General features: G+C 61.7%; 25 protein-coding genes and 1 riboswitch. Of the genes, 11 read left to right on the top strand and 14 right to left on the bottom strand.

The window, feature by feature from the left end:
* Nucleotides 1-460: 460 nt before the first annotated feature.
* Nucleotides 461-952: an RNA recognition motif domain-containing protein gene (locus tag BN1123_RS10025; RefSeq protein WP_042026776.1), complete on the top strand. Its 492-nt coding sequence runs from the start codon at nt 461-463 to the stop codon at nt 950-952.
* An 18-nt stretch (nt 953-970) separates the two neighbouring features.
* Here BN1123_RS10025 and murI read toward each other — a convergent pair whose 3' ends face one another.
* The 3 genes from murI to BN1123_RS10040 form a co-directional block, all read right to left on the bottom strand.
* The gene (gene murI, locus BN1123_RS10030; protein ID WP_042026778.1) at nt 971-1,774 is read right to left on the bottom strand and encodes a glutamate racemase; all 804 of its coding nucleotides are present in this window, start codon (nt 1,772-1,774) and stop codon (nt 971-973) included.
* Nucleotides 1,775-1,883: 109 nt separating this feature from the next.
* Complete coding sequence (locus BN1123_RS10035; RefSeq protein ID WP_042026779.1) at nt 1,884-3,749, bottom strand: TonB-dependent receptor domain-containing protein; 1,866 nt, start codon at nt 3,747-3,749, stop codon at nt 1,884-1,886.
* A 52-nt stretch (nt 3,750-3,801) separates the two neighbouring features.
* Nucleotides 3,802-3,979: riboswitch (cobalamin riboswitch) on the bottom strand.
* A gap of 36 nt (nt 3,980-4,015) precedes the next feature.
* Entirely contained in the window at nt 4,016-4,918 is a 903-nt protein-coding gene (locus BN1123_RS10040; protein ID WP_042026781.1) for a LysR family transcriptional regulator, read from the bottom strand.
* A 110-nt stretch (nt 4,919-5,028) separates the two neighbouring features.
* On the opposite strand from BN1123_RS10040, the gene BN1123_RS10045 reads away from it, so the two are divergent.
* The 4 genes from BN1123_RS10045 to BN1123_RS10060 are packed head-to-tail and all read left to right on the top strand — an operon-like array spanning nt 5,029 to nt 7,952.
* Complete coding sequence (locus BN1123_RS10045; protein ID WP_042026782.1) at nt 5,029-5,955, top strand: sodium-dependent bicarbonate transport family permease; 927 nt, start codon at nt 5,029-5,031, stop codon at nt 5,953-5,955.
* A 4-nt stretch (nt 5,956-5,959) separates the two neighbouring features.
* On the top strand, nt 5,960-6,262 hold the full coding sequence (locus BN1123_RS10050; RefSeq protein WP_026456329.1) for a P-II family nitrogen regulator: 303 nt from the start codon (nt 5,960-5,962) through the stop codon (nt 6,260-6,262).
* Between the two features lie 59 nt (nt 6,263-6,321).
* Complete coding sequence (gene purE, locus BN1123_RS10055) at nt 6,322-6,831, top strand: 5-(carboxyamino)imidazole ribonucleotide mutase (RefSeq protein WP_042026785.1); 510 nt, start codon at nt 6,322-6,324, stop codon at nt 6,829-6,831.
* Entirely contained in the window at nt 6,828-7,952 is a 1,125-nt protein-coding gene (locus tag BN1123_RS10060; RefSeq protein ID WP_042026786.1) for a 5-(carboxyamino)imidazole ribonucleotide synthase, read from the top strand. The genes purE and BN1123_RS10060 overlap by 4 nt, the downstream gene beginning before the upstream one ends.
* 74 nt (nt 7,953-8,026) lie before the next feature.
* On the opposite strand, the gene BN1123_RS10065 is transcribed toward BN1123_RS10060, so the two are convergent.
* The 7 genes from BN1123_RS10065 to fabV all read right to left on the bottom strand — a co-directional run bounded on the left by BN1123_RS10065 (nt 8,027) and on the right by fabV (nt 15,959).
* Complete coding sequence (locus BN1123_RS10065) at nt 8,027-9,223, bottom strand: L-lactate MFS transporter (protein WP_042026789.1); 1,197 nt, start codon at nt 9,221-9,223, stop codon at nt 8,027-8,029.
* Between the two features lie 109 nt (nt 9,224-9,332).
* On the bottom strand, nt 9,333-10,064 hold the full coding sequence (locus tag BN1123_RS10070; RefSeq protein WP_042026790.1) for a LytR/AlgR family response regulator transcription factor: 732 nt from the start codon (nt 10,062-10,064) through the stop codon (nt 9,333-9,335).
* 46 nt (nt 10,065-10,110) lie between these two features.
* Nucleotides 10,111-11,784, bottom strand: a complete 1,674-nt coding sequence (locus BN1123_RS10075) for a sensor histidine kinase (RefSeq protein ID WP_042026791.1) — start codon at nt 11,782-11,784, stop codon at nt 10,111-10,113.
* Nucleotides 11,785-11,933: 149 nt separating this feature from the next.
* A complete protein-coding gene (leuE, locus tag BN1123_RS10080) occupies nt 11,934-12,569 on the bottom strand; it encodes a leucine efflux protein LeuE (protein WP_026456335.1) in 636 nt (211 codons plus the stop codon).
* Nucleotides 12,570-12,801: 232 nt separating this feature from the next.
* Nucleotides 12,802-13,986 (bottom strand): BaiN/RdsA family NAD(P)/FAD-dependent oxidoreductase, encoded by a 1,185-nt coding sequence (locus BN1123_RS10085; protein WP_042026792.1) that lies wholly within the window; start codon nt 13,984-13,986, stop codon nt 12,802-12,804.
* 167 nt (nt 13,987-14,153) lie between these two features.
* A complete protein-coding gene (ftnA, locus tag BN1123_RS10090; RefSeq protein WP_042026793.1) occupies nt 14,154-14,678 on the bottom strand; it encodes a non-heme ferritin in 525 nt (174 codons plus the stop codon).
* A 93-nt stretch (nt 14,679-14,771) separates the two neighbouring features.
* On the bottom strand, nt 14,772-15,959 hold the full coding sequence (gene fabV, locus BN1123_RS10095; RefSeq protein ID WP_042026794.1) for an enoyl-ACP reductase FabV: 1,188 nt from the start codon (nt 15,957-15,959) through the stop codon (nt 14,772-14,774).
* A 388-nt stretch (nt 15,960-16,347) separates the two neighbouring features.
* Here fabV and BN1123_RS10100 point away from each other — a divergent pair, with 388 nt between their 5' ends.
* A complete protein-coding gene (locus BN1123_RS10100; protein ID WP_026456230.1) occupies nt 16,348-16,782 on the top strand; it encodes a universal stress protein in 435 nt (144 codons plus the stop codon).
* Nucleotides 16,783-16,977: 195 nt separating this feature from the next.
* On the top strand, nt 16,978-17,991 hold the full coding sequence (gene trpS, locus BN1123_RS10105) for a tryptophan--tRNA ligase (protein WP_042026795.1): 1,014 nt from the start codon (nt 16,978-16,980) through the stop codon (nt 17,989-17,991).
* Here trpS and BN1123_RS10110 read toward each other — a convergent pair.
* Nucleotides 17,970-18,929 carry a LysR family transcriptional regulator gene (locus tag BN1123_RS10110; protein WP_042026797.1) on the bottom strand — a complete coding sequence of 320 codons (960 nt, stop codon included), beginning with the start codon at nt 18,927-18,929 and terminating at the stop codon, nt 17,970-17,972. The two genes, trpS and BN1123_RS10110, sit on opposite strands and share 22 nt — an antisense overlap.
* A gap of 91 nt (nt 18,930-19,020) precedes the next feature.
* On the opposite strand from BN1123_RS10110, the gene BN1123_RS10115 reads away from it, so the two are divergent.
* Together BN1123_RS10115 and BN1123_RS21345 are read left to right on the top strand one after the other, a co-directional pair.
* Entirely contained in the window at nt 19,021-19,920 is a 900-nt protein-coding gene (locus BN1123_RS10115) for a DMT family transporter (protein ID WP_042026798.1), read from the top strand.
* Nucleotides 19,905-20,066, top strand: coding sequence for a hypothetical protein (locus tag BN1123_RS21345; RefSeq protein WP_124238287.1), 162 nt, complete (start codon nt 19,905-19,907; stop codon nt 20,064-20,066). The genes BN1123_RS10115 and BN1123_RS21345 overlap by 16 nt, the downstream gene beginning before the upstream one ends.
* A 135-nt stretch (nt 20,067-20,201) precedes the next feature.
* Here BN1123_RS21345 and BN1123_RS10120 read toward each other — a convergent pair whose 3' ends face one another.
* On the bottom strand, nt 20,202-20,660 hold the full coding sequence (locus BN1123_RS10120; RefSeq protein ID WP_042026800.1) for a DUF6314 family protein: 459 nt from the start codon (nt 20,658-20,660) through the stop codon (nt 20,202-20,204).
* 43 nt (nt 20,661-20,703) lie between these two features.
* On the opposite strand from BN1123_RS10120, the gene BN1123_RS10125 reads away from it, so the two are divergent.
* Complete coding sequence (locus BN1123_RS10125) at nt 20,704-21,558, top strand: carboxylate/amino acid/amine transporter (RefSeq protein ID WP_042026801.1); 855 nt, start codon at nt 20,704-20,706, stop codon at nt 21,556-21,558.
* A 6-nt stretch (nt 21,559-21,564) separates the two neighbouring features.
* Here BN1123_RS10125 and BN1123_RS10130 read toward each other — a convergent pair whose 3' ends face one another.
* Nucleotides 21,565-22,428, bottom strand: coding sequence for a GGDEF domain-containing protein (locus BN1123_RS10130; protein ID WP_042026802.1), 864 nt, complete (start codon nt 22,426-22,428; stop codon nt 21,565-21,567).
* A gap of 73 nt (nt 22,429-22,501) precedes the next feature.
* Complete coding sequence (locus tag BN1123_RS10135; protein WP_026456237.1) at nt 22,502-23,215, bottom strand: 3-deoxy-D-manno-octulosonic acid kinase; 714 nt, start codon at nt 23,213-23,215, stop codon at nt 22,502-22,504.
* A gap of 220 nt (nt 23,216-23,435) precedes the next feature.
* Here BN1123_RS10135 and BN1123_RS10140 point away from each other — a divergent pair, with 220 nt between their 5' ends.
* Entirely contained in the window at nt 23,436-24,512 is a 1,077-nt protein-coding gene (locus BN1123_RS10140; RefSeq protein WP_042026847.1) for a glycosyltransferase family 9 protein, read from the top strand.
* Nucleotides 24,513-24,570 lie beyond the last annotated feature (58 nt).

Here is a 24,570-nt window from a genome sequence, read left to right on the forward strand (position 1 = left end):
ATTCAAATTGTTAAAGAGCGTGGCGCTTGTCGCGCTGAGGTGGCGTATAATACCTTCCTCACTTCGAAAGTCAAGCGCTTGTTTTCGCTTTTCTTTCGGCGCTAGCTTCACGAGGAAGCGAGCTCATCAGGTTGGCGTGTTCTGCCGTGCTGGTGAGGGCGCATTATAGGGAGCGGCGTTTCGATGACAAGACTTTTTTTGAAGAAAATCACGAAAATTTCAAATCTTTCAATTAGAAACAACTTATTCAGTGTATATATACAAGGTTATCCACAAAACAGCGGTTCCACGCCCTTTTAAGCGTCATTTCTGACAACGCAAAGGGCTCCCGGAATGCCATACTGACGTCGATAACCTCTCCCTAGTGGTCCGTGGTAGCGCCAATCAGGAAAGCTGGTTACCATGGAGGTGAATATAGTGTTGCACCTTTTTTGCTTTCATTTACAAAAGGTCTTTTAAGATGAATTTATCCAAATTTCCCGTCTATGTGCAGGCCGCCATCCTTGCACTGGTATTGGCAGTTATCGGTTATCTGGTTGCTCAAGCCCTGCAGTTTTCTTTGAAGGCGGAAGTTATTTTTGCCGTGGGCCTGGCTATCGGTGGTTTTATCGTCCCGCTCTGCCTGAAACGTTCCCCGGCCAATGCCGTAGATGCGGTCGCCAATCAGGAGACATGCACCTTATATGTAGGCAACCTGCCATATCGGGCCAACGAGATCGCCGTGCGCGAATTGTTTGCCGAGCAAGGCCAGGTGATTTCCGTTCGCCTGATGAAAGACAAGGCGACCGGCAAGCGCAGAGGATTTGGCTTTGTGGAGATGCCCGCCGCCGATGCTGCCAAGGCGATTGCAGCCTTGAATGACAAGGAGTATCAACAGCGCACCCTGAAGGTACGTGAAGCCAACGACAAGCGGGATAAAGAAGAGAAGGAAGGTGGCGAGGCTGACGCCTGACCTGAGCGTCGGAATACCTCAGTAACGTACCTCTTCCAGTGATGACAGCCCCCATGCTTGCAAGGGGGCTGTCAGTTTTTGAGCCTCCCCATCCAGCCGGGTGCAATAAGCCCGAGCAATCACCTCATCGCAGTGAATCTGGCCGGAAGCGGCATGGCCCCCGTTGGCCAGCAACCAGGCCACCCGTTTGGCCACCGCGCAACCCGAATCGACGAGCCGGCACCCTGGCATCAGTTGCTGGATCTCCTCATTCAATAACGGGAAGTGAGTACAACCCAGCACCAGCGTATCCGGCATGCACTCCCCTTCCAGCCACTCGGCCAGGACTTCGCGCAACAGCGGCATGTTGACCGGCAGTCCGGCCAGCTTGTGCTCGGCCTCGATGACCAGCTCTGTCGTGCCTTTGAGCAGCACCCGCTTGCCGGGGGCAAACTGGGCGATCAACTCCTGGGTATAGTGGCGGCTGACCGTGCCGGGCGTTGCCAGAAGACCGATGCAACCATTGCGGGTCAGGGCGGCTGCCGGCTTGATGGCGGGCACGACTCCCACGACCGGAATGGCCAGTGCGGCACGCAGCGCGGGCAACGCTATGGTGCTCGCTGTGTTGCAGGCGATCACCACCAGGTCGATGGCATGTACTGTCACCATGTGACTGACGAGACCGGTACAGACCGCGATCAGATCGGGTTCGCTCAGTTCGCCGTAGGGGAAGTTGGCGTTGTCGAAACAGTAGAAATAGTTGTGGGCCGGCAGGACGCGGCGGATCTCGCGATAGATGGTGAGGCCACCCATACCGGAATCAAACACGAGAATATTGGCCACTTGAGCTCCCCCTTTGGTGCAAGGGGGCGATCATACTCCCGGCTGCGGCCAATAGAAAAGGCCCTGCCAATGGCAGGGCCCCGGTTTTTTCCGATCAGACGGATACAGCTTACAGGGAGTAATCCATGGTGATGTAGTAAGCGCGCTCATCAGCCGGATAGCCGACCGCGGTCTGATACTCCTTGTCCAGCAGGTTGTTGATCTTGCCGGACACCTTCAGCGCCGGCGTCACCTTGTAACCCACCGCCAGATTCCACACGCTGTAACCACCCAGCTCGGTGGTGTTGGCCGCGTTGCCATAGCGCTCGCCCTGGTAAATCCAGCTCAGGGAGCCGTCAAACTGCTGCCACTGCGCCTCTGTCACCCACTTGGCGCCCTTGCGGGATATCAGCTGCAGCTGTTTGTCGGTGATCCTGTCTTTGGGATCCTTGTATTCGGCAGAGACCCGATGGCTCAACCAGCCGGTGTCAAACTCCCCTTCCAGCTCGACCCCTTCGATCCGTGCCTTGCCCACGTTTTGCGGCGTCCACATCCCCTGGCTATCGGGAGCCCACTGGATCATCTGCTCGAAATCGTTGCGATAGCCAGTCAGGCGCCACTCCACCCCGGCGGTCTGACCATCCAGCATCAATTCGCTGCTCTTCGACTCTTCCGGCTTCAGCTTGCTGTTGCCGGAGCCCGGATAGTAGAGATCGTTGAAAGTCGGTGCACGGAAGCCGGTGCCGTAACGGGCACTGAGACGGTAATCCTCTGCGAAACGCCAGCCCGCTCCGGTCTGCCAAGTGTTGTGACGGCCAAACTGTTCGTTGTCGTCGCTGCGTCCGCTCAACTCGGCCTGCCAGGTCTGGTTGTCAAACTGGGCGAGGGCATAGAGGCCGGTGTTGTCACGTTCTTTGGCGTCAGCCGGATAGGTGGCGCCGGAGGAGCGGGAGCGATCATCCAGCATGTCGCGCTGCCAGTCGGCCCCGCCACCCAGGGTCCAGAACTCGTTCACCTTGAAGCTGTTGACCCAGTTCAGGCTGTACTGGCGGGTATAGGTGCGGTTAACAGCCTGATCGCGACCGCTGTTGTCCGGATAGTCGTAAGCGTCCTGCTTGGAAAAGGCACCGCGCAGCTCGCTCAGGTAACGATCATCGTGATAGCGGGAACCGAGCTGGTAGCTCTGGTTCTCGGTCCAGGTTTCGTTACGCTGATGATTCGCCGGCCCCCAGGCGGAAGCAGCGGACGAACTGTCGTACTGGGCAACGTTGCGGAACCAGCGGGTCGTCCCGAACAGATCCCAGTTGCCAGTGAGCGCCTGCTGATAGTCCAGCATGGCGTTATAACCGCGGTGGCCATGACGATCGCCATCATTGATACCGGGCAGAGGATGTACGTTGTAGCCGGACTCGTCGTCAAAGCCGCCGGCGACTTTGAGCTGACCCGCCTCGCCCACCTGGCTGGCGCTGCTGAACGCCGCCTGGCGCTGTTGATTGGAACCAGCCCCCAGGTTGAACTTGTGCTGGTTGGTGCCCTGCTCGGGGCGCGTGATGATGTTGATCACCCCGCCGATGGCATCGGAGCCATAGATGGATGCACGCGGGCCGCGAATATATTCGATCCGCTCGACCTGATTGAGCGGCAGGTTGTTGAGTTCGGTCATGCCGGCGGTCAGGGAGGCGCTGCGCACGCCGTCTACCAGCACCAGCGTCTGGGAAGAGGTACCGCCGCGCACCCGCAGCGAGCTCAGTTGACCGCGGCCACCATTGCTGACCACTTCCACGCCGGGCAGGGTCTTGACCACATCGGTCACAGTCTGGGCTTGCAGGCGATCGATCTCGTCCCGGCTGATCACATTGACGGGAGCCAGTACGCTGGAGGCGGGTTGGGCGACGCGAGTGGCGGTCACCACCATGGTAGGATTGACAGGAATGGTCAGCTGCTGGGCAAATGCCGCCGTCGGCAACAGGGCAGCCGCCAATAATTTCTTGGACATGAGAGATCCTTAAGTTCGCGTAAGCATCTACTTCGTGGCCGGTTTCTCTCGGCCCGAAATACGAACTCTGGCAGGTCTTCGGGCTGGGGGGCTGATGACCTACGGCGACGGCTTCCCACCTGACGGCAGTGCCCTGATGTCGCTTCGTTCCCCCTTACCGCTGCGCGCCAGCTCCGGATTTTCACCGGATTCCCTATTAAGCATGATGCGCCAAAGCGGGGGGGATTATAGGCAGACGCATATCGGATGTATAGCCATCCAGATTTCTATTTTTTATTTTCCAGTGCCGCCAATCGCTGGCCGGCCCCCTCCATCACCGCCTTCACGCCGGGGTGGGAGAGATGACGACCAGCCGAGACAAGATAGTAGGAGAGGGTGACCTCGGGCAGGGTGGCAATCCACTCGACACCATAGACGCGGGTTATCTCCTCCCCCATGGCGAGCGGAGCCGGAAAGATCCCCATCCCCGCCTTGCCAAACGACTTCATCAGGGCGGAGTCATCGAACTGGCCGACCAGGTGGGGATGGATACCCTGCTGGTGATACCAGGCCAGCAAGCGATCATGGGTCACCGACTTTTCACCCGGGATCAGCACGGGCAACCCCTCCAGCGCGGCGGGAAACCCCTTGCGGGCCTGCGCCGCCAGCGCCGGGCTGGCAAACAGGGCCAGCGGGCTGCGCCCCAGCTCGTGGTTATAGCCGCGGATGCCGCTGTCGGGGGGCAGCGGGCGGTCGGTCAGCACCATGTCCAATTTGTGTCTGGCCAGCTCGCTGAAGAGCTGGTCTGGCCGTTCCTCATGACAGATCAGCCGAAGCGGGGTCGCCAGTGCCATGGCCGGCGCCAGCAGTTCGAACGCCAGGGTGCGGGGGACTGACGCGGTAATCCCCACCTGCATGGTCAGCTCCTGGCTGGCGTGGCGCAAGGAGTGCTCCAGCTCGGCACCGAGCGAGAAGATGGCCCCGGCCTGTTCGAGCGCCTGGCGCCCGGCCGCCGTCAGCACGAGCCGCCTGCCGACCCTGTTGAACAGCGCCACGCCGAGGGATTGCTCCAGCTCGGCCACCTGGCCGCTGATGGTCTGCGGGGTCAGATGCAACTGCTGCGCCGCCCGCGTCACGCCACCGCTGCGGGCCACATGCCAGAAGTAGTAGAGCTGTTTGTAGTTGAGCATCGGACCCCTTATCAGTTTTTACCGAACAACCATCAATCAAAATCTGATTTTATCGAAGCATCATGCACTCTAGCATGCAACCACCCTGTGGACTGCTCCCGCGAGTCATCATGTTGGATGTTGTTGTTCTCTTTTTCCTGTTTGGCCTGCTGGCCGGTTTGGTGCGTTCCGAGCTCAAACTACCGCCCGCCCTCTACGATACCCTTTCTCTCTTTTTGCTGCTGGCCATCGGCCTCAAGGGCGGCGTCGGGCTGGCCCAGCAATCCCTGCTCCCCCTGCTGCCCCAGCTGGCGCTGGTGATCCTGCTCGGCGTGGTGCAGACCCTGCTCGGCTTTGTCCTGCTGCGCATTAAGATGAACCGGATCGATGCTGCCGCCACCGCCGCCCACTACGGTTCGGTCAGCGTGGCCACCTTCGCGGTCGGGGTGAACTGGCTCACCGAGCGCGGCATCGACTTCGAATCCCAGCTCTCCATCTTCCTGGCGGTGATGGAGATCCCGGCCATCCTGGTCGGCATAGTGTTGGCGCGTGGTGTGAGTCGCCAGACCCGCTGGCGGATGCTGGCCCACGAGACTTTCCTCGGCAAGGGGGTCACCCTGCTGCTCGGCGGCATGGCCATCGGCTATCTGGCCGGCCCGGAAGGGGTCGCTCCCCTCAAACCGCTCTTTGTCGACCTTTTCAAGGGAGCGCTGGCCCTGCTCCTGCTGGAAATGGGCCTCATTGTCGCGCGCCAGTGCCAGGACCTGCGCCGTCACGGTCTGTTCCTGCTCGGCTTCGCTCTGCTGATGCCGCTCGCTTCGGCCGGACTGGGATTGGCCGTCGGCAAGCTGATGGGGCTCTCCCTCGGCGGACTGACCCTGCTTGCCATCCTGGCCGCCAGCGCTTCTTATATTGCCGTGCCCGCCACCCTGCGCATCGCCCTGCCCCAGGCCAATCCCGGACTGTCGCTAAGCGCCGTGCTGGGGGTCACCTTCCCGTTCAACATCATGCTGGGGATCCCGCTCTACCACAGCTGGGCCCGCCACTTCATGGAGTAGCCATATGCAGACCGAGACCCGCACCCTGCTGACCATAGTGACAGAGGCCACCCTGGAACCCACCCTGCTGCGCACCCTGACCCGAGAAGGGTTGCGCGGCTACACCATCACGGACGCCCGGGGCCGGGGAGACCATGGCGAACGCAACGCCAGCTGGAGCGAAAGCGGCAATATCAGGCTGGAGGCGATCTGCACTCGCGAGCAGGCCGAGCGATTGATGGAACATATTAAGATCCGTTACTACCCCGATTACGCTATGATTGCGTTCCTGCAAACGGTCGAAATAGTGCGACCCGAGAAATTCTGAGCCGGCATGCCGGCTTGTTTTGCCAACCAGAGACAAACGTTTGACTGCAAGGAGTAGTAATGAGCACCCCTCCCCTGATCGGCCTGGTAATGGGCTCTGACTCTGACTGGCCCGTCATGCAAGCGGCCGCCCGCATCCTCAAGGAGCACGGGGTTCCCTACGAAGCGCGCGTGGTATCGGCCCACCGCACCCCGGATCTGCTGTTCGAATACGCCGCCAGCGCCCGCGAACGCGGCCTGCGCGCCATCATCGCCGGTGCCGGCGGTGCCGCCCACCTACCGGGCATGCTGGCCGCCAAGACCACGATTCCGGTGCTGGGCGTGCCGATCCCGACCCGCCAGCTCAAGGGGATGGACTCCCTGCTCTCCATCGTGCAGATGCCCAAGGGCGTACCGGTCGCCACCTTCGCCATCGGCGAGGCGGGTGCCGCCAACGCCGGCCTGTTTGCAGTCTCCCTGCTCTCCGTCGCTCAGGACGGCGACGCTCCCCGTTATCATCAGCAGCTCGACGGCTTTCGCGCCAAGGAGCGCGATCGGGTGCTGGCCCTCACCCTGGAGGAGCCGGCATGATACTGCCTCCCGCTACCCTGGGCATGCTCGGCGGCGGCCAGCTCGGCCGCTACTTCGTGATGTCTGCCCACCGCCTTGGCTATCAGGTCATCGTGCTGGATCCGGATCCCGCCAGCATCGCCGGCGCCGCTGCCGACGATCAGATCATCGCAGCCTATGACGACGCCGATGCCCTGGCCGAACTTGCCCGCCGCTGCGATGCCATCACCTGCGAGTTCGAGAACGTGCCGGCCACCTCCCTGGCACTGCTGGAGCAGCACAAGCCGGTGCGCCCGGCCGCGAGCGCGGTGCGCGTCTGTCAGGATCGTCGTGAAGAGAAAGCTTTCCTGGCTCGCGCCGGCGTACCCGTCGCGCCGAACCTGACCCTGCTGCCCCACGAGCCGCTGCCCGAGCTGCCGGATCACCTCTTCCCCGCCATCCTCAAGACCGCCCGCGAGGGTTATGACGGCAAGGGGCAGTGGACCATTCACCAGGCCAGCGAGCTGCCGGCGGCTCTGGCCGCCAGCGGCGTACCCTGCGTGCTGGAAAAACGCCTGCCACTGGAAGGGGAGTTTGCCCTGACGCTGGCGCGCAGCCCGAGCGGTGCCATCAGCGCCCTGCCCCTGGTGCAGAACTGGCACAGCGGCGGCATCCTGGATCAGACCCGCTCCCCGGCCAACGTGCCGGCCCTGGAGGCCGAGGCCCAACGCATCGCCGAGCACATCATCGCCGCCCTCGACTACGTGGGCGTACTGACGGTGGAGTTCTTCCTGGTCGGCGGCCAGCTGCTGGTCAACGAGATGGCACCCCGCCCTCACAACTCGGGTCATCCCAGCATCGACAACGCCGGCTGCAGCCAGTTCGAGCTGCAGGTGCGCGCCCTGTGCGATCTGCCACTGCCGGCACAGGCTGACGTTCAGCCTGCCATCCTGCTCAACCTGCTCGGGGATTTGTGGCAAGACGGCACCCCGGACTGGGCCGGCGCCCTGGCCCTGCCCGGGGTGCACCTGCACCTCTACGGCAAGGGCGAGGCCCGTCCCGGCCGCAAGATGGGCCACGTCACCGTCACCGGCCGCGACTGGCCGGCGGTCGAGGCCACCGCGCATCAGCTGCGCGCCCTGCTGGGCCTGCCGCCGCGCTAAGCGTCGCTGGTACCAACGAAAAGACCCGGGCCTTGGCCCGGGTCTTTTTTATGGTGCTGCCTTCAGACTAGGGATCAGGCCCGTTCGGCAGAGACAGTGACGGGAGCCGGCAGGCGGATGGTGAGGGAGAGCACCAGGGCCACCACCAGCAACACCAGGATCAGGTTGAAGGTCGCCATGAAGCCGCCGAACAGGGAAGCCACGATGGAGCCGATGATGCTGCCCAGACCAAAGCCCAGATAGATGACACCGTAGTTCTTGGTCAGGTTGTTGAGACCGAAGAAGTCGCTCACCAGGGAGGGGTAGACGGTGATGGTGCCGCCGAAGCTGAACGCCACGCAGGCCACCGCCACGAAGAACAGGTTGGCGTTGAGCGGCACGAACAACAGCAGCGCCATGCCGGCCAGGGTAATCAGCTGGGCAATGGTGATGACCCGGATACGGGACATCTTGTCGGAGAGGATACCCAGCACCAGCCGGCCACCCAGGTTGGCCATGGCGATGATGGCGACGGCGTTGGCAGCGACCACGGCCGGCAGGCCCACCATGTTCTCGCCGATGTCCTTGGCCACGCCGATGACGTAGAGACCGCTCATGCAGGCAGTGAGGAACATCAGCGCCAGCATCCAGTACTGCGGCTTGCGCATCGCCTCGGCCAGGGTGAAGTCGCGGCTCTCGCTCTGCTGCACGGCAGCGGCCTGCTTGGGCGCATCCTTCATCAGCATGCCGCCCACCAGCACCATGGACATGGCGATCAGCCCCCACAGCTGGAAGGTGGTCTCCAGCCCGTTGCTGGAGAGCAGCAGCAGGTTGATGTACTTGAAGCCCAGGCTGCCGAGGCCGTAGGCACCGATAGAGCAGGCGGAGATCAACCCCTTGCGCTCCGGGAACCACTTCACGCAGTTAGAGAGGGTCATCAGGTAGCCGGTACCGTCGGCAAAACCGACCAGGATGCCGGCGCAGAGGTAGAGCATCGCCAGATTGCTGGCGTGGGCGGTGAGGAAGAAGCCGATGCCGAGCAGCACGCCGGCACCCAGGGTGACGTTGCGCACCCCGAACCGCTCCTGCAGCTTGCCCGCCAGGGAGGAGGCCACCGCCAGGGAGAGGCTGAGCAGGCCGAAGGCGAAGGCGACCTGGCTGACCGGCTCGTCCAGCTTGTCGGAGAGCTGGGCGTTGAACAGGCTCCAGGTGTAAACGGATCCCAGCGCGAACTGGGTGATGATGGTCCCCAACAGGGTGAGGTAGCGGGTGCGATTCATCTCTTTGGTCATGATACGTCTCGGTCAATGGCCTTAAGGAAACTGGGGCCACTATAGGCAAGACGCCACTCCCGCCGACCGATTAAGGCATGAAATGCAGATCGGCGGGAATGAATGACAATCAGAGCCGCATCAGCTGACGGAACGCTTTGATGTTGCTGCGGCTGACCGGCACCTCGAACGGCAGGTCATGGAGCCGGATGAGATAGGTGCTGTTGAACCAGGGCACTATCTCACGGATCTTGTTGATATTGACGCAGTAGGAGCGGTGGCAGCGGAAGAACCCCTCGGCAGGCAGCCGGCTGACGAACTCGCTGAGGGTCATGGTCATCACGTAACGGTCATCGCGGGTGTAGACATGGGTCAGCTTTTCGTCGGCTTCCGCGTAGTAGATCTGCTCGCAGGGGGTGACGATGATGCGCTCCCCCTTCACCAGGTTGACGGTGCGATTGTGCGGCGTGCCTGGCTCGCTCCCCTGCCCCGCCTGCGACTTACCCGCCAGCTCGAGCTTTTGCAGCAGGCTGATGAGACGCGGCTCGTTGTAGGGTTTGAGGATGTAGTCGAACGCCTCCAGCTCGAACGCCTCCACCGCAAACTCCTTGTAGGCGGTGACGAAGACGATGTGGGGCGGATGGCTCGACTTGTGCAGATTCTTGGCCAGCAGCAGACCATCGATGGCGGGGATCTGGATATCCAGAAACACCACGTCCACCTCGTGATCCTGCAGGTATTTGAACGCCTCCAATCCATCCTCGAAGCTTGCCACTATCTCGATGGTGCTGTGCTGCTCCACCAGAAAGGCCAGCTCCTCGCGAGCCAGGTATTCGTCTTCGACAATAATGGCTTTCAACATGACAACGCCTCACTAGTCAGACACTTAACTTCCACAATGATGGCCTTCAACATGGCATCGCCTCCTGATCCGGCAGATAGAAACTCACTTCGGTACCCGGCTCCAGCCGCGTGAGGCGCAGGCCGTCCCCGTAGAGCAGCTTGACTCGCTGATGCACGTTCATCAGGCCGATGCTGCGGCTCTCCACCCGGCCAGCGGCGACCCCGTCGATCACCGCCTGGCTGATGCCGAACCCCGTGTCCCGCACCGCCACCCGGATGCCACCCGCCAGCTGTTTCACCTCGATGGTGACCTGGCCCGGCGCGCTGCGGGGCTGGATGCCGTGCAGGATGGCGTTTTCCACCAGCGGCTGCAACAGCAGGCTCGGCACCTGGATATGCACGTCATCCACCTCGAACACCACCTCCAGCTTGTCGCCGAAGCGGGCCTGCTCGATGGCCACGTAGTCGCGCACCTGCTGCAACTCCTCCTGGATGTCGATGAGGGTGTCCCCCTTGTTGAGGTTGTAACGCAGGTAGTCCGCCAGGTTGGCGATGAGCTGGCGCGCCTGCTGGGGACGGATGCGGATCAGCGACGAGATGGCGTTGAGGGCGTTGAACAGGAAGTGCGGATTGATCTTGCTCTGCAGCGCGGTGAACTCCGCCTTGCGGGTCATCTCTTTGAGTTGCTCGATGCGCGACACCTCCATCTGGGTGGAGATGAGCTGGGAGAGGCCCACCGCCATCTCCCGCAACGAGCTGGTGATGCTGTGGGTGCGGCGGTAATAGATCTTGAGAGTACCGCTGACGGCGCCATTTTCCCGTAGCGGAATAATGATGACCGAGTGGAAATCGGCCAGGTGATACTGGCGCAGATCGTTGTTGATGATGATCTGGTCCAGCAGCACCGCCTTGCGGGTCATGCCGCTGATGGCGTGATGCTCGTCCAGCGCGTAGTAATCCTTGCCCACCCCCACATAAGCCAGCACGTCATGGGTATCGGTGATGGCCACCGCATCGGCGCTGATCTCGCGCCGGATGACGTCACACACCTGGCTCAGGGAGTGGCGGTCGATGTTCTGGAAAAACGGCAGGGTCTGGTTGGCGATATCCAGCGCCAGCTTGGCCTGCTTGGCGGCGATCAGCTCCTTCTCGTCATCCAGATCCTGCACCAGCTTGATGATGAGGCCGATGCAGAGCGTCCCGGCGATCATCGGATAGGCGATGTGGTTGACGATCTCCACCCCCACCGCATGGGGCTCGGTCAGCTGCCAGATGAGCAGCATGGTCAGCCCCTCGCAGGCCATCCCCGCCAGAATGCCGTAGAGCCAGAGCCGCGACTTGCGGCAGCGCAGGTGCAGCCAGGTGGCCAGCAGACCTGCGATGATGCTGGCGATAAGGCAGGGGATGGAAGTGTGACCATCCATGTCGATGAGGTAGCGGTGCAGACCGGAGATGACCCCGGCCGGAATGCCGACCCAGGGGCCGAACAGGATGCCGCCCGAGATGATGGCGATGATCCGCACGTTGATGAGCGCCCCCTCTATGGGGATGCCGGTGTAGGTGCTGAACACCGCAAACAGGCAGAAGATGGCGGCGACCAGCACCAGTTCGGCCGGGGTGTGATCCCGCTTCTGAAACAGCCGCTGGAACGGCCGGGTACGAGTCAGGAAGAACAGGGTCATCAGCATCAGGGCGGCCCGTTCGAACACCGCTAGCAGCATCATCTGATTTTCAAGCATGGATACCTCAAGAGCGCGACAGGTGGGAGCCCACTATAGGGATTGTGAGCCCGGCCACCGCTGACCGGGATCAAGGAGAGAGGGCGAGTCACCGCGCCAGAAACGAAAAAGCCCCGCGCCAACACGCGGGGCCTGACAAACAATCCTCATCAGGAGAGGGTGGCCAACCTGGCCGCAAACCCCATAAAGAAGAGGCCGATGAGACCGTTGCCCAGCTTGGCGAGGCGCACCTTGCGCGCAAAGAAACGGGCCATCAGAGTACCGCCGAAGATCAGCAGGCTCAGATAGACGAAGCTCATCGCCTCCAGCATGCCCGCCAGCACCAGATAGGAGAGCCAGGTGTGGGCATAGTTGAAGTCAATGAACTGCACGAAAAAGGAGACATAGAACAGGATCGCCTTGGGGTTGGTGAGGCTTAAGGTCAGGGCCTTGCTGAAATAGCGCTCTCCCGCGTCTATCTCGGACTCCTCTCCTTCCCGTCTGGCGATGAAGTTGGCGTGCAGTATCTTCACCCCCAGGTAGAGCAGATAGATGGCGCCGAGGTAGCGCACCAGGGTGAACAGCAGGGGCGTGGTGCGAATGAGGGAGGCAACCCCCAGATAGGCACAGAAGATCAGGATGGCATCGCCGACGAATACCCCGAGAGCGGCACGATATCCCGGCCCTATGCCACGGCTGGCACCGGTGCGCAGCACGTAAAACGAGTTGGGGCCCGGTGCTATGATGATGAAGAAGAGACCCACCAGATAGGTCCAGACGTTGATGACCCCCAGGCTCTCAAACATCGGCCACCTCCGTTCTTGTCATCGACCAGGCCGCGACATCAATGCCATCCAAGCGTTCGTACATGTTGCCCCCGAGAGACGGAGGACACCTGTGCAGAGGCGCCCTCCCGGATGAAAGAGTGAACAACCACTCTATACCAATCTCTGGCAGGTCGGAAACCGTCGCATAAAAAAGCGGCAAACATGCCCTATTCCGTTAGTAAACCGGCGGCAATCACAACGCCGCCGGCGATCAGCAGTATTGACCGGCCACCCAGCCGGAAGACCAGGCCCACTGGAAGTTGTAGCCGCCGAGCCAGCCGGTCACGTCCACCACCTCGCCGATGAAGTAGAGGCCGGGCACCTTGCGTGCCTCCATGGTCTTGGAGGAGAGCTCGTTGGTGTCGACGCCCCCCAGGGTTACCTCGGCGGTGCGATACCCCTCGGTGCCGTTGGGCAGGATCTGCCAGTCTCCCAGCAGGGTGGCGATAGCCTCCAACTCACGCTCGTTGTACTGGCGCATCGGCTTGCTGTCGAGCTGGCCCATCTCCACCAGCTTGTCGACGAAGCGTTTGGGCAGCTCGCGCCCCAGCACGGTTTTCAGCTCCTGGGCCGGATGGGCCTGGGCCCACTCCCGCAGGGCGGCCGCAATATCGAGCTCCGGCAGCAGGTTGATGTGGATCTTCTCGCCGGCGTGCCAGTAAGAGGAGATCTGCAGGATGACGGGGCCGGAGAGGCCGCGGTGGGTGAACAGCATGGCCTCCTTGAAGCGGGTGCCATCCTCGGCGGTCACCGCCACCGGCAGGCTGATGCCCGCCAGATCGGCAAAGGCCTCTTTTTCGGCCTGATGCAGGGTGAAGGGCACCAGACCGGCACGGGTCGGCAGCACCTTGAGGCCAAACTGCTCCGCCAGCTTGAAGCCATAAGGGGTGGCGCCGAGCTTGGGCATGGAGAGGCCGCCGGTGGCCACCACCAGCGAGTGGCAACGCACCTCTCCCTTGCTGGTCGCCAGCACGAAGCCCTCGTCACCCTTGCTGACGGAGAGGATCTCGGTCTGACACTGCAGGGTCACCCCGGCCCAGTCGCACTCGGTGAGCAGCACGTCGACGATATCCTTGGCGCTCTCGAGGCAGAACAGCTGCCCCAGGGTGCGCTCGTGATAGTTGACCCCGTGGCGGTCCACCAGATCGATGAAATCCTGCTGGGTGTAACGGGCCAGCGCCGACTTGCTGAAGTGGGGATTGGCGGAGAGGTAGGCGTGGGCCCCCGCCTGATGGTTGGTGAAGTTGCAGCGGCCACCGCCGCTGATGAGGATCTTGCGGCCCGGTTTCTTGGCATTGTCGAGCACCAGCACGGAGCGGCCCCGATAGCCCGCCTGCGCCGCACACATCAGCCCGGCCGCACCGGCCCCGATCACCACCACATCCACTTGCATCATCACAGCCTTACTCATCAAACGACCAACCAACACGGCCCGGAAAAATACAGCAGGGTCGCCATTGTGCCTGGCGGCCACCACCACTGCGGTTTTCGCCCCGAGACAATAGAAAACGGCCCGTAAAAGGGCCGTCATTGTACTGGCTGAACACTAAGTGTCCACGACTATCAGGCGTTGCTATCCATGATGCTGGCCGGCGCGCCCTTGGCCAACTCGGCCAGCTCCTTGTCGATGAAGTAAAGACCCTTGCCATCCTCGCCCACCAGACCCAGACGATCGACGATGCTCTTGAACAGCTTCTCCTCTTCATGCTGCTCGGCCACATACCACTGCAGGAAGTTGAAGGTAGAGTAGTCCTGGGTGGTGAAGGCCACATGAGCCAGGCCGTTGATGCACTTGGTGATGTGGTATTCATGCTCCAGGGTGGTGCGGAACACGTCACCCAGCGACTTGAACTCGTGGGGAGGCGCATCGATGGCACCCAGCTTGGGCATGGCACCGGTCTCGCTCACATAGGTGAACAGACGCTCCATATGCTGGCGCTCCTCGACCGCGTGCTGGCGCAGGAAGGTGGCGGCCCCTTCGAAGCCCTTGTCTTCGCACCAGGCGCTCATCTGCAGATAGAGATTGGAGGAGTAGAACTCCAGGTTAATCTGTTCGTTCAACTTTTCGATCATGGGTTGGGCCAACATACTGATTCTCCACTGTGATTTGGTATCGATTGTCGCCACAGTCAGGTTGCGAATCAACCCGCCAACGGGAGGGAGATCCCATTTCCTGCTCGCTTAAGGGATCAGCTCGGTCAGCGAGGCGACATCCACGGGCGCACCATAATCCACGCCTGTCAGCTCGAAACCGTTGAGCTGCATGAAATCCCGGCGCAGGCCGACGAAATCCCCCAGGGCGTGGAAGTTGTCCGGCGTTACCTTGGGCCAGAGCGCCGAGACGGCGGCCTGAATGGCCGGATCCAGCTCGTGATCATCCATCCGGATCAGCCGGTTGCCATCGGCCACCACCCCATTGGGGCCATACATCTTGGCGGCAAACAGCCGCTGCATCTGCTCGATGCAGCCCTCGTGCACTCCGCGCTCCTTCATCACCCCCATCAGCAGGCCGAGATAAACCGGCAGCACCGGAATATAGGCACTCGCCTTGGTCACCAGCGCCTTGCACACCGACACCCAGGCGTGGCCACCGATTTGTGCCAGTTGCAGGTTGATGGTCTCGGCGGTGGCATGCAGATGCTCCTTGGCATAGCCGATGGTGCCATCCCGATAGAGGGGATAGGTCGACTCGGGGCCGATATAGGAGTAGGCCACCGTCTGGGCTCCGGGCGCCAGGCAATCCGCCTGCTGCAGCGCCTGCAACCAGAGCTGCCAATCCTCGCCCCCCATCACGGTGACGGTATCGCGGATCTCCTCCGGGGTGGCAGTTGCCAGGGATTGCTGCACCAGGGCATCGCGCTCCAAATCCAGCCCCCAGCCGCTGAAGGGCTGGCCCGTGCTCTTGAGCACGGAGCGCACCTGAGTGCCATCTGCCAGCACCCGGATGCCGCTCGCCAGCGAGTAGATCACCAGATCCACCTGCCCGAGCTGCTGGCGAATGGTCTCGATGGCCTGCTGGCGCATGGTGTCGGAAAAAGCGTCCCCGATCAGGTTGATGGCGATGCGCCCGGCCTGCTCCGCCGCCTGCCGAAACCAGATGTTGTTGTACCAGCCGGCGCTGCCAAGTCCCTTGTCGGAGGGGCCGCGCTCGAACGAGATACCTATGGTATCGGCTCCGGCGCCGAAGGTGAGCGCGATGCGCGACGCCAGCCCGAAGCCGGACGAAGCCCCCAGCACCAGCACTCGTTTGGGCCCGTTGAACGGGCCTGCGGCCCTGACGCTGGCGATCTGCTGCTGCACGGCGGTCCGGCAGCCAAGGGGGTGACAGTTGCGGGCGACGCAACCCTGGATCTGGGGAGTAATGATCATGACGGAGCCTCCAAGGGAATTGGCTACAGCATAACCAAGCGCAGGGAGATTACCTTGATGCCGGACGGATTCCGGAGAAGAAAAACGACAGAAAAACAAAAGGGAGCCGAGGCTCCCCAAAGCGGTATTCAAATGCTTTTTGTTGTTTTGTGTTCATTGCGAAGCACGGGCACATCCTATGCCTCTCCCTGCCGCCGAGCAAGCCGGGGGATGTGACCCGCGTCAAACTATTGTTTATTTAATGTACAAACAATGCTGTTGCTGCGAGCAAGCGCACGCTCCCGGCAACCATTCAAGCCCGTTCAAATCCCTAAACTGTGCCCTCGGCACCATTTTAGTTTCAGCGGAGATTGGTATAGTGGGCTCAGGATCAGTGAGGAGATATCCCATGAGTGGAACCTATTACAAACACATTCTGGCCGCGATCGATCTGTCGGAAGACAACCGCAAGGTGATCGAGAAGGCGGTCGATCGGGCCCGCTCCAACGGCGCCAAGTTGTCGGTGATCCATGTCGATGTGGACCTCAAGGACCTCTACACCGAGATGATCGACATCGACATCGACAACGTGCAGGATCAGGTGATTGCCGAGGCGAAGGAGAAGCTGGAGACCTTCCTGGCCTCGGTGGACTACCCCATCGAGAAGAAGCTGGTGATCTGCGGCGACCTCAGCGAACGGGTCAACCAGGCGGTCAAGGATTACCAGATCGACCTGCTGGTGTGCGGCCATCGCCAGAGCTTCTGGAGCCTGCTCACCTCCAGCGCCCGCCAGCTGATGAATACGGTGCCCTGCGATCTGCTGGTGGTGCCCTTGCAGAAGTGATCAAACAGGCGTAGCTTGATTTGCCATGAATATGACCATCTTCACTCACAACTACTGGTGGTGCTGCTTCTAAACAGGCGGCACTGCTTTTCTATGTGAAATTTTCCCGAAGAAAACACCGTGACCGCCGAGAGGCGGTCAACTGTTTTTACTCCCTTGTCGCCTCCCGGCCCACCCCCAACTGGAGAGAGTGACATGCAAAACCCCGTTATCCTGACCGGCGATCGCCCCACCGGCAAACTGCACATCGGCCATTACGTTGGCTCGCTGCGCCAGCGCGTCGAGGCCCAGCACCATTACCGCCAGTTCGTGATGATCGCAGATCTGCAGGCGCTGACCGACAATGGCCACAACCCGGCCAAGGTGACCGATCACGTGCTGGAAGTGATGGCCGACTATCTGGCGGCCGGTCTCGACCCCGCCAAGACCACTTTCTGCCTGCAAAGTGCCCTGCCCGCCCTCGCCGAGCTCACCAGCTATTACCTCAATTTGGTCAGCGTCGCCCGGCTGGAGCGCAACCCCACCGTCAAGGCGGAGATCCAGCAAAAAGGGTTCGAGCGCAGCCTGCCGGCCGGTTTTCTGGTCTACCCGGTCAGCCAGGCCGCCGACATCACCGCCTTTCGCGCCACCCATGTACCAGTGGGGGAAGATCAGCTACCCATGCTGGAGCAGACCAACGAGATAGTGCGCCGCTTCAATACCCTGGTGGGCAGGGAGGTACTGACCGAATGCCAGCCGATCCTGAGCGACACTGGCCGCCTGCCCGGCATAGACGGCAAGGCCAAGATGTCCAAGTCCCTCGGCAACACCATAGAGCTCGGCATGTCGAGCGACGAGATCAAACAGGCGGTGTTCGCCATGTATACCGACCCGGACCACCTCAGGGTGAGCGATCCGGGGCGGGTGGAGGGCAATATTGTGTTCGTCTATCTGGATGCCTTCCATCCCGACAAGACGCTGGTAGCCGAGATGAAGGCCCACTACCAGCGCGGTGGCTTGGGAGACATACGCTGCAAGCAGGTGCTCAACGACTGCCTGCAAACCCTGCTCGCCCCCATGCGGGAGCGGCGCCAGGCCGCCATCGCCGACAAAGATAGCCTGCTGGCGTTGCTCTATCAGGGCACGGAGCAAGCCCGCCTTCTCACCGGCGAGGTGCTGGCCGAGGTGAAGGGCGCCTTGGGACTCGACTACTTCACCAGGCTACGCTGAGCGGGAGAGCCCAGCGCATCGTCGCCATAGAGGTCGAAGGCTATCCGGTGCAGCAGACTCTTGAACCAGCCGATCGCCTCGTCGTGGGCGGTGAGCGGGTGGCCCGCCATCAGATAGACGATGGGGATGGCGGGATCCAGCTGATGGAGGCGCAGCGGATAGTAGCGGCAGAAGTGGCGCCCGATCATCTCGGGCACCACAACAAGATAGCGGCCGGTCGCCATCAGCGGCGGCACCGCCATAAAGCTCGGCAACCTGACCCCCAGTTCACGCTCCACCCCGAACCGGGCCAGCCAGAGCTCCACCATGGCCTGGCTGTGACCCCAGCTGGAGGTGTGGATATGGGGTCGGCTGACCAGCTCGCGCGGGCCCAGCGCATCGGGCAGTTCACTGCCCAGCGGTGACAGGCAGACCAGCGGGTTGTTGAACCAGTCCTCGCGCCACAGCCGGGGCGAGAGGTGGTTGGCGCCGGCAAACCCGATCACCAGATCCAGCTCTCCCTTCTCCAGCTCCCGTTCGTAGTCGCTGTCCGCCAGCTCGCACACCTCCAGCCGACAGTGAGGCGCCTGCCGGTACAACCGGTCCACCAGCACGGGGACCAGACCATGCTCTACCGATCCCGGGGTGGCGATGCGAAAGATCCGTCGTGCGCTGGCGGGATCGAACCCCTTGGCCTGACGCAACCCCTGCTCCAGCATGGCGAGCGCCTGACGCACCGGCCCGGCCAGCGCCTTGGCCCGCTCGGTCGGCATCATCTCGCGACGGCTCATGACAAACAGGGGATCGTCGAGCGCCGTTCGCAACCGCCCCAGGGCGTGGCTGACGGTGGACTGGGAGAGGTGCAGCCGCTCGGCGGCACGGGTGACGTTGCGCTCCTGCATCAGCATGTCGAACACGGTGAGCAGGTTAAGGTCGAGGCGGGAGAGGGAGGTTTCCATCGATAATGACCATAGTTGAATGCCAACAATTCATTTTTGACATAGTAACAGATTGCCTAGAATGCGCAGGCTCAATACATCGGAGATTAAAATGCGTAGCTATTTGTTATTGCTGGCCATTGGCCTGCTGTGGGGTTCCCAGTTCATCTTCATGCACCAGGCCGTTGCCGAGTTGCCCCCCATACTGGTGGCTGCCGGTCGTGCCCTGTGCGGCAGCCTGACCCTGGGTCTGCTCTGCCTGTTCATGCGTCTCAAGAGCGAGCACACCCCGTGGCGTACCTACATGCTGATCGCCCTGCTGGATGCCACCATCCCCTTCATCATGGTGGCCTGGGGCCAGCAGTATGTGGATAGCGCCATCGCCGCCGTGGTGATGGGTTGTATCCCGTTTGTCACCATCCTGATGGCACCGCTGTTTATTTCTGGTGAAAGAATCACCAAGAGCGGCCTGCTCTCCGTGGTCATCGGCTTTGCCGGTGTGCTCACCCTGTTCTGGCCGAAACTCTCCCAGGGCATGAACGCCGGCCTGCTCGGCTCCATGGCCATTCTGTTCGGCGCCAGCTGCTTCGCCATCGGCCTGCTGATGATCAAGCGCTTTGCCAAAGACCATCCGGTCGTGGTGGCCCGCAACATCCTGATCTCCTCTGCCACCCAGCTGCTGATTGCCGCACCCTTCGTCGCCGATCTGAGCAGCCTGGCCATGCCGAGCAGCCAGGCCATCAACGCCATCGCCGTACTGGGCATCTTCTGTACCGGTCTGGTCTACTTCCTCTACATGGCGCTGATCCAGAAGGCAGGCCCGACCTTCGCCTCCTTCAGCAACTATCTGGTGCCGCTGTTCGGCGTCATGCTGGGTGCCCTGTTCCTCGGCGAGCAGATCCAGTCCACCACGGGTGTCGCACTGGCGTTGATCCTGGGTTCCGTCGCCATGAACCAGTGGGCCCAGCAACGCCGGGTGCAGCGTGAGGCACAGCTATGTCAGGCATCCTGACAACCCTGTGCGGCGGCCTGGTGTTGATTGCCAGCTGGCAATATCGCCAGCGGCTGGCCGGGGTGGTGGGTCTCTTGATGGTGCTGCTGCCCTGGTTCTTCGACAGCAAGCTGCAGGCGATGCTGAGCTATGCGCTAAGTGCCTGAGCTGACCTGAATGTGTGACGAGAGTGTGTCTCTCCTGTTTGTGGGACCGTTTTAAATAAAAAACCTCCGATTTGTCCCCGCTACCGGCGCCTTGCGCCGGTTTTTTTATACCTCTTTTCTTGCCGTCGCCGGCACTCATATCCGGTAGCGATAGCTCAGCCCCTCGTTCTTGCGCGGGCCGGTGATCTGCCAGGTGAGCAGAAAGCCGTTGTCGGTCGGCGTCAGCTCGGCACGGTAGTGATCCTGACCGCACAGGTGGGGCTCGGCGGTGAACCAGCGGCCATCTGCCCCCGGCCTCAGCTCGAACAATTCGACCGGTTTCTCGTGACGCAGGTGGGAGAGACGCACTCCCTGTTCGGTGCGCTGCCACCAGAAGCGATTGTGCATAGCCAAAACCCGGCCATGGGGCGTGGTATAGCGGCCCGTTTCGACAAACAACCAGCCATCATGATGATCGGTCACCTGCACCTCCCCCTCCCCGCGACCATTCCAGTCGGTCGCAGAGCCCACTCCGTTGTTCGCCGCAAAGGCAAATGCTCCGATCTGTGGCAACTGGCACCATAAACGCTGGATCACGGCTTCCATCTCGGCCATCATAGCCCCCTTTCAAATTGACAACTGACGACAAATCAACCACATGAACTACTTGATAGGGGTTACCCTGCTCTGGTCATTCTCCTTTAGCCTGATTGGGGTCTACCTCGCCGGCCAGGTGGATGCCTACTTCTCGGTGCTGACCCGCATCGCCCTCGCCAGCCTGGTGTTTCTCCCCTTCCTGCGCCGCCGCTGGCTGCGACCCGAACTGGTGCTAAAGCTGATGGCACTCGGCGCCATCCAGCTCGGCATCATGTATCTCTTCTATTACCACTCCTTCCTGCTGCTGACGGTACCGGAAGTACTGGTGTTCACCATCTTCACCCCCATCTACGTCACCCTGATCCACGATCTGCTGGAGCGGCGCTTCAAGCCTGCCTATCTGTGGGGTGCCCTGCTGGCAGTAGCCGGCGCTGCCATCATCCGTTTCGACGGGCTGACCGAAAGCTACATCCTGGGATTCCTGGTGGTACAGGGGGCCAACATCTGCTTCGCCCTGGGCCAGGTCGGCTACAAGGTCGTGCTGGCCCGGGAGGCGGAGCAGCCGCCGCAACAGGCGATCTTCGGCAGCTTCTATCTGGGGGCCCTGGCCGTCGCCCTGCCCGCCTGGTGGCTACTGGGCAAACCCCAGTATCCGACCAGCGAACTGCAGTGGGGCATATTGCTGTGGCTGGGGATTGGCGCCTCGGGACTTGGCTACTTCCTGTGGAACAAGGGGGCGACGCTGGTCAGCAGCGGCGTGCTGGCGATCATGAACAACGCGCTGATCCCGGCGGGCCTGCTGGTCAACCTGCTGCTCTGGGGCAAGGATACCGATCTGGTGCGGCTGGCCCTTGGCGGCCTCTTGATGCTGGCCTCCCTCAAGGTGTGCCAGCGCCACGCAACCACCTCCTCCTGACGACCGTCAGCCGACGACTGTGTTGTGTTCCCGTCTGGCCTGACCATGGCAGCTCGCCAGACGGGCCAGCAGGTGATCAAGCATCTCGCCTGGCTGGCTCTGCACCAATCCGACACTGACGGTAACCGGCCGCTGGGGTAGCAAACTGGCATCGGCTATCTCGAGGCGCAGCCGCTCGGCGATCTCCAGGCCGCTCGCCCGCTCGGTCTGGGAGAGCATCAGGATAAAACCGTCTTCGTCCCAACGGGCGAAGGGATCTTCCCGGCGCAACTCGTGACGCACGATACGCGCCAGCTTGGCCAGCATGGCATCGCAGGCCGCCTCGCCAAACAGCTGCTGGATCTTGGTCATGTGATCGACGGAAAACTGCATCAGGCTGAAACTGCCGCTATCGGTCGCCAAACGATCCTCCAACAGCAATTCGAAGCTGTTGCGGCTCTCCAGCCCGGTGAGGGGATCCGTGCCGTGACGCTCTTCAACCGGCTCCTCGACCGAATCAAGATGGCGCACCGCCCCCAGCAGATGGCCGCGCTCGTCACGACGAATGCGCTCTTCCAGCCGGATGTAGTGGCCGTGGTGATGAAGGATGCGGTACTCGAGGCGCAGAGTGGCACTGCGGCCACTCTGGCAGGCGAGCAGCGCTTCCTCCAGCCGGGAGACATCGTCGGGATGCACCCGATCCAGCCAGCCCATGTCATCCGGCCAGCTATCCCCCAGCCCCAACAGATGCAGGCAGCTGGGGTCCCGGCGCAGTCCCTGCTGCACAGACCAGGTCCAAAGCCCCGCCTCCAGCAGATTCATGGCGTCAGACAAGAGACCCGGGTCAAGCCGGGTCGTCACATCCACCAAAGGTGTCTTGAGTGTTTCCATGGGGCACCTCGAAACCAGATCTAAATAGCAGCAGCTCAATAAGTAACATTGGCTCCGGCGGCGAGCAACAGGGTCAGAGCGCTTTTCCCTGATAGCCCTTCATCAGGGTTTGCCAGTTCTCCGGTACGAAGTGGAAACTGGTATGCAATTGGGCCTCTTTATTGAAGGAGCGCAGCAGCCGCTCCAGATTGGCCTTCTGCCACTCCCCCGGTGCGCGGATGGCGCCCTTGTCAAAGTCGATCACCCACACCTTGCCCGCCTTGTCGATCAACAGGTTGTGGCTGTTGAGATCGGCGTGATAGACGCCTGCGTCGTGCAGCTGGCGCACCGTCTGGCCGGCCTTGTGCCAGAGCTCTGGCGCAATCGGTCCCTGTTTGAGCAGGGCGACCATGTCTTTGGCACCGCGGATGCGCTCGATCAGGATGTCGGCACGATAGAAGGGCCCCTGCTTGACCATGCGGGCACCAAACGGACGTGGCACCGGCAGCCCCAGCTCGCTCAACTTGGCGAGCAGGGTGTATTCGGCCATGGCGCGGCTCGATTCCACTCCTTCGAACCAGAAGCGATCCCGTACCACCTTGCCTACCATGCCGCCACGATAGTAGTGGCGCAGCACCAGATGGCGGGATTCATCCTTGACGAACCAGGTCACTCCGCGACCCAGAGAGGTCCCCACCACCTGTCGATTGCTCTGCCACCAGGCAGGATCGAATAACTGGGGAGAGGGGTCTCGAAAGGCCCCTTCGGCATACCAGCAGATTTGGTTGTGTTCGGTCTGTATTCGCATCATGAGCTCCCGCTCGGTGGGTCATTGCTCGCTAGATTTGCAACTGCGATGGGGCTGTCGTGGCAACCGCCTGCAATATGGTCAATATCCTGTGCCGGCACAGGTCAGCCACAACCGGGAGGTCATGGCGAAACCGGGCTGACGATTGCGCGCAATTTTACAATCCACAGGGGAGTTTGCATAATGCCATCCACCCTTTTTGCCAGCCGTGCCGCACATCATGCCGCTATTTCAAACGCCTCCCTCTTCCATCTGCATCCTGCGGCTCTCCGCCATCGGCGATTGTTGCCACGCACTGGCGCTGGTTCGCGTTATTCAACGGGAGTGGCCGCAGACCCGCATCACCTGGATCACCGGTAAAATCGAGGCCACCCTGTTCGCCGATCTGCCCGGGGTGGAGGTCATTGCCTTCGACAAGAGCAAGGGTTGGCGTGGCTATCACGATCTGTGGCGCACCCTCAAGGGGCGCAAGTTCGATGCCCTGCTCCATCTGCAGGCTGCCATGCGAGCCAGCATCGCCACCCTCGGCATCAGGGCAAACATCAAACTCGGTTTCGACAAGGAGCGGGCCAACGACGGCCAGTGGCTGTTCACCAATCACAGGGTGCCCTCGCCTGCCTCTCCCCATGTGCTGGACGGCTTTCTCGCCTTCGCCAGGGAACTCGGCATCCGGGATCTGACGCCGGACTGGCAGTTGCCCATCTGCGCCGAGCACCAGGCCTGGGCCCGGGAGAAGATTGCTGGCAAGCCGACCCTGCTCATCTGCGCCGCCGCCAGCAAGCCTTTCAAGAATTGGACCGCCGCAGGCTATGCTGCGCTGGCGGATCACGCTGCGAGCAAGGGATTCCAAGTCTATCTATGCGGCGGACCGGCCAAACTGGAGCGGGATCTGGCCGCCGACATCCAGCGACTGAGCCACAGCAAGCCGGTGGATCTGGTGGGTCAGACCAACCTCAAACAGCTACTGGCACTGATTGGTGAGGCCAGTCTGGTGCTGGCGCCCGATACCGGCCCCACCCACATGGCGACCCTGGTGGGCACGCCGGTGATCGGTCTCTATGCCCATCACAACCCGGATCGCACCGGCCCCTATCTGTGCCGCGATTATGTGGTCAGCGTCTATCAGGAACTGATTGAGCAGGAGACCGGCAAGCCGCTAGCCGAACTGGGTTGGCGCACCCGCCTCAAGGATCCGGATGCCATGGGCAAGATCAGCAGCGAGCGGGTCATTGCCGCCTTTGACAAGCTGTGTGCCGATAAACATCTGCTCGGGCAATTCGAAAATCCCGAGCAATAAGGCAGGGATAACCTGATGGCCCCGCCCCAATAGCCACGGCAAAATGGCAACCAATGTG

Source organism: Aeromonas enteropelogenes (assembly GCF_000819845.1).
GTDB lineage: Bacteria > Pseudomonadota > Gammaproteobacteria > Enterobacterales > Aeromonadaceae > Aeromonas > Aeromonas enteropelogenes.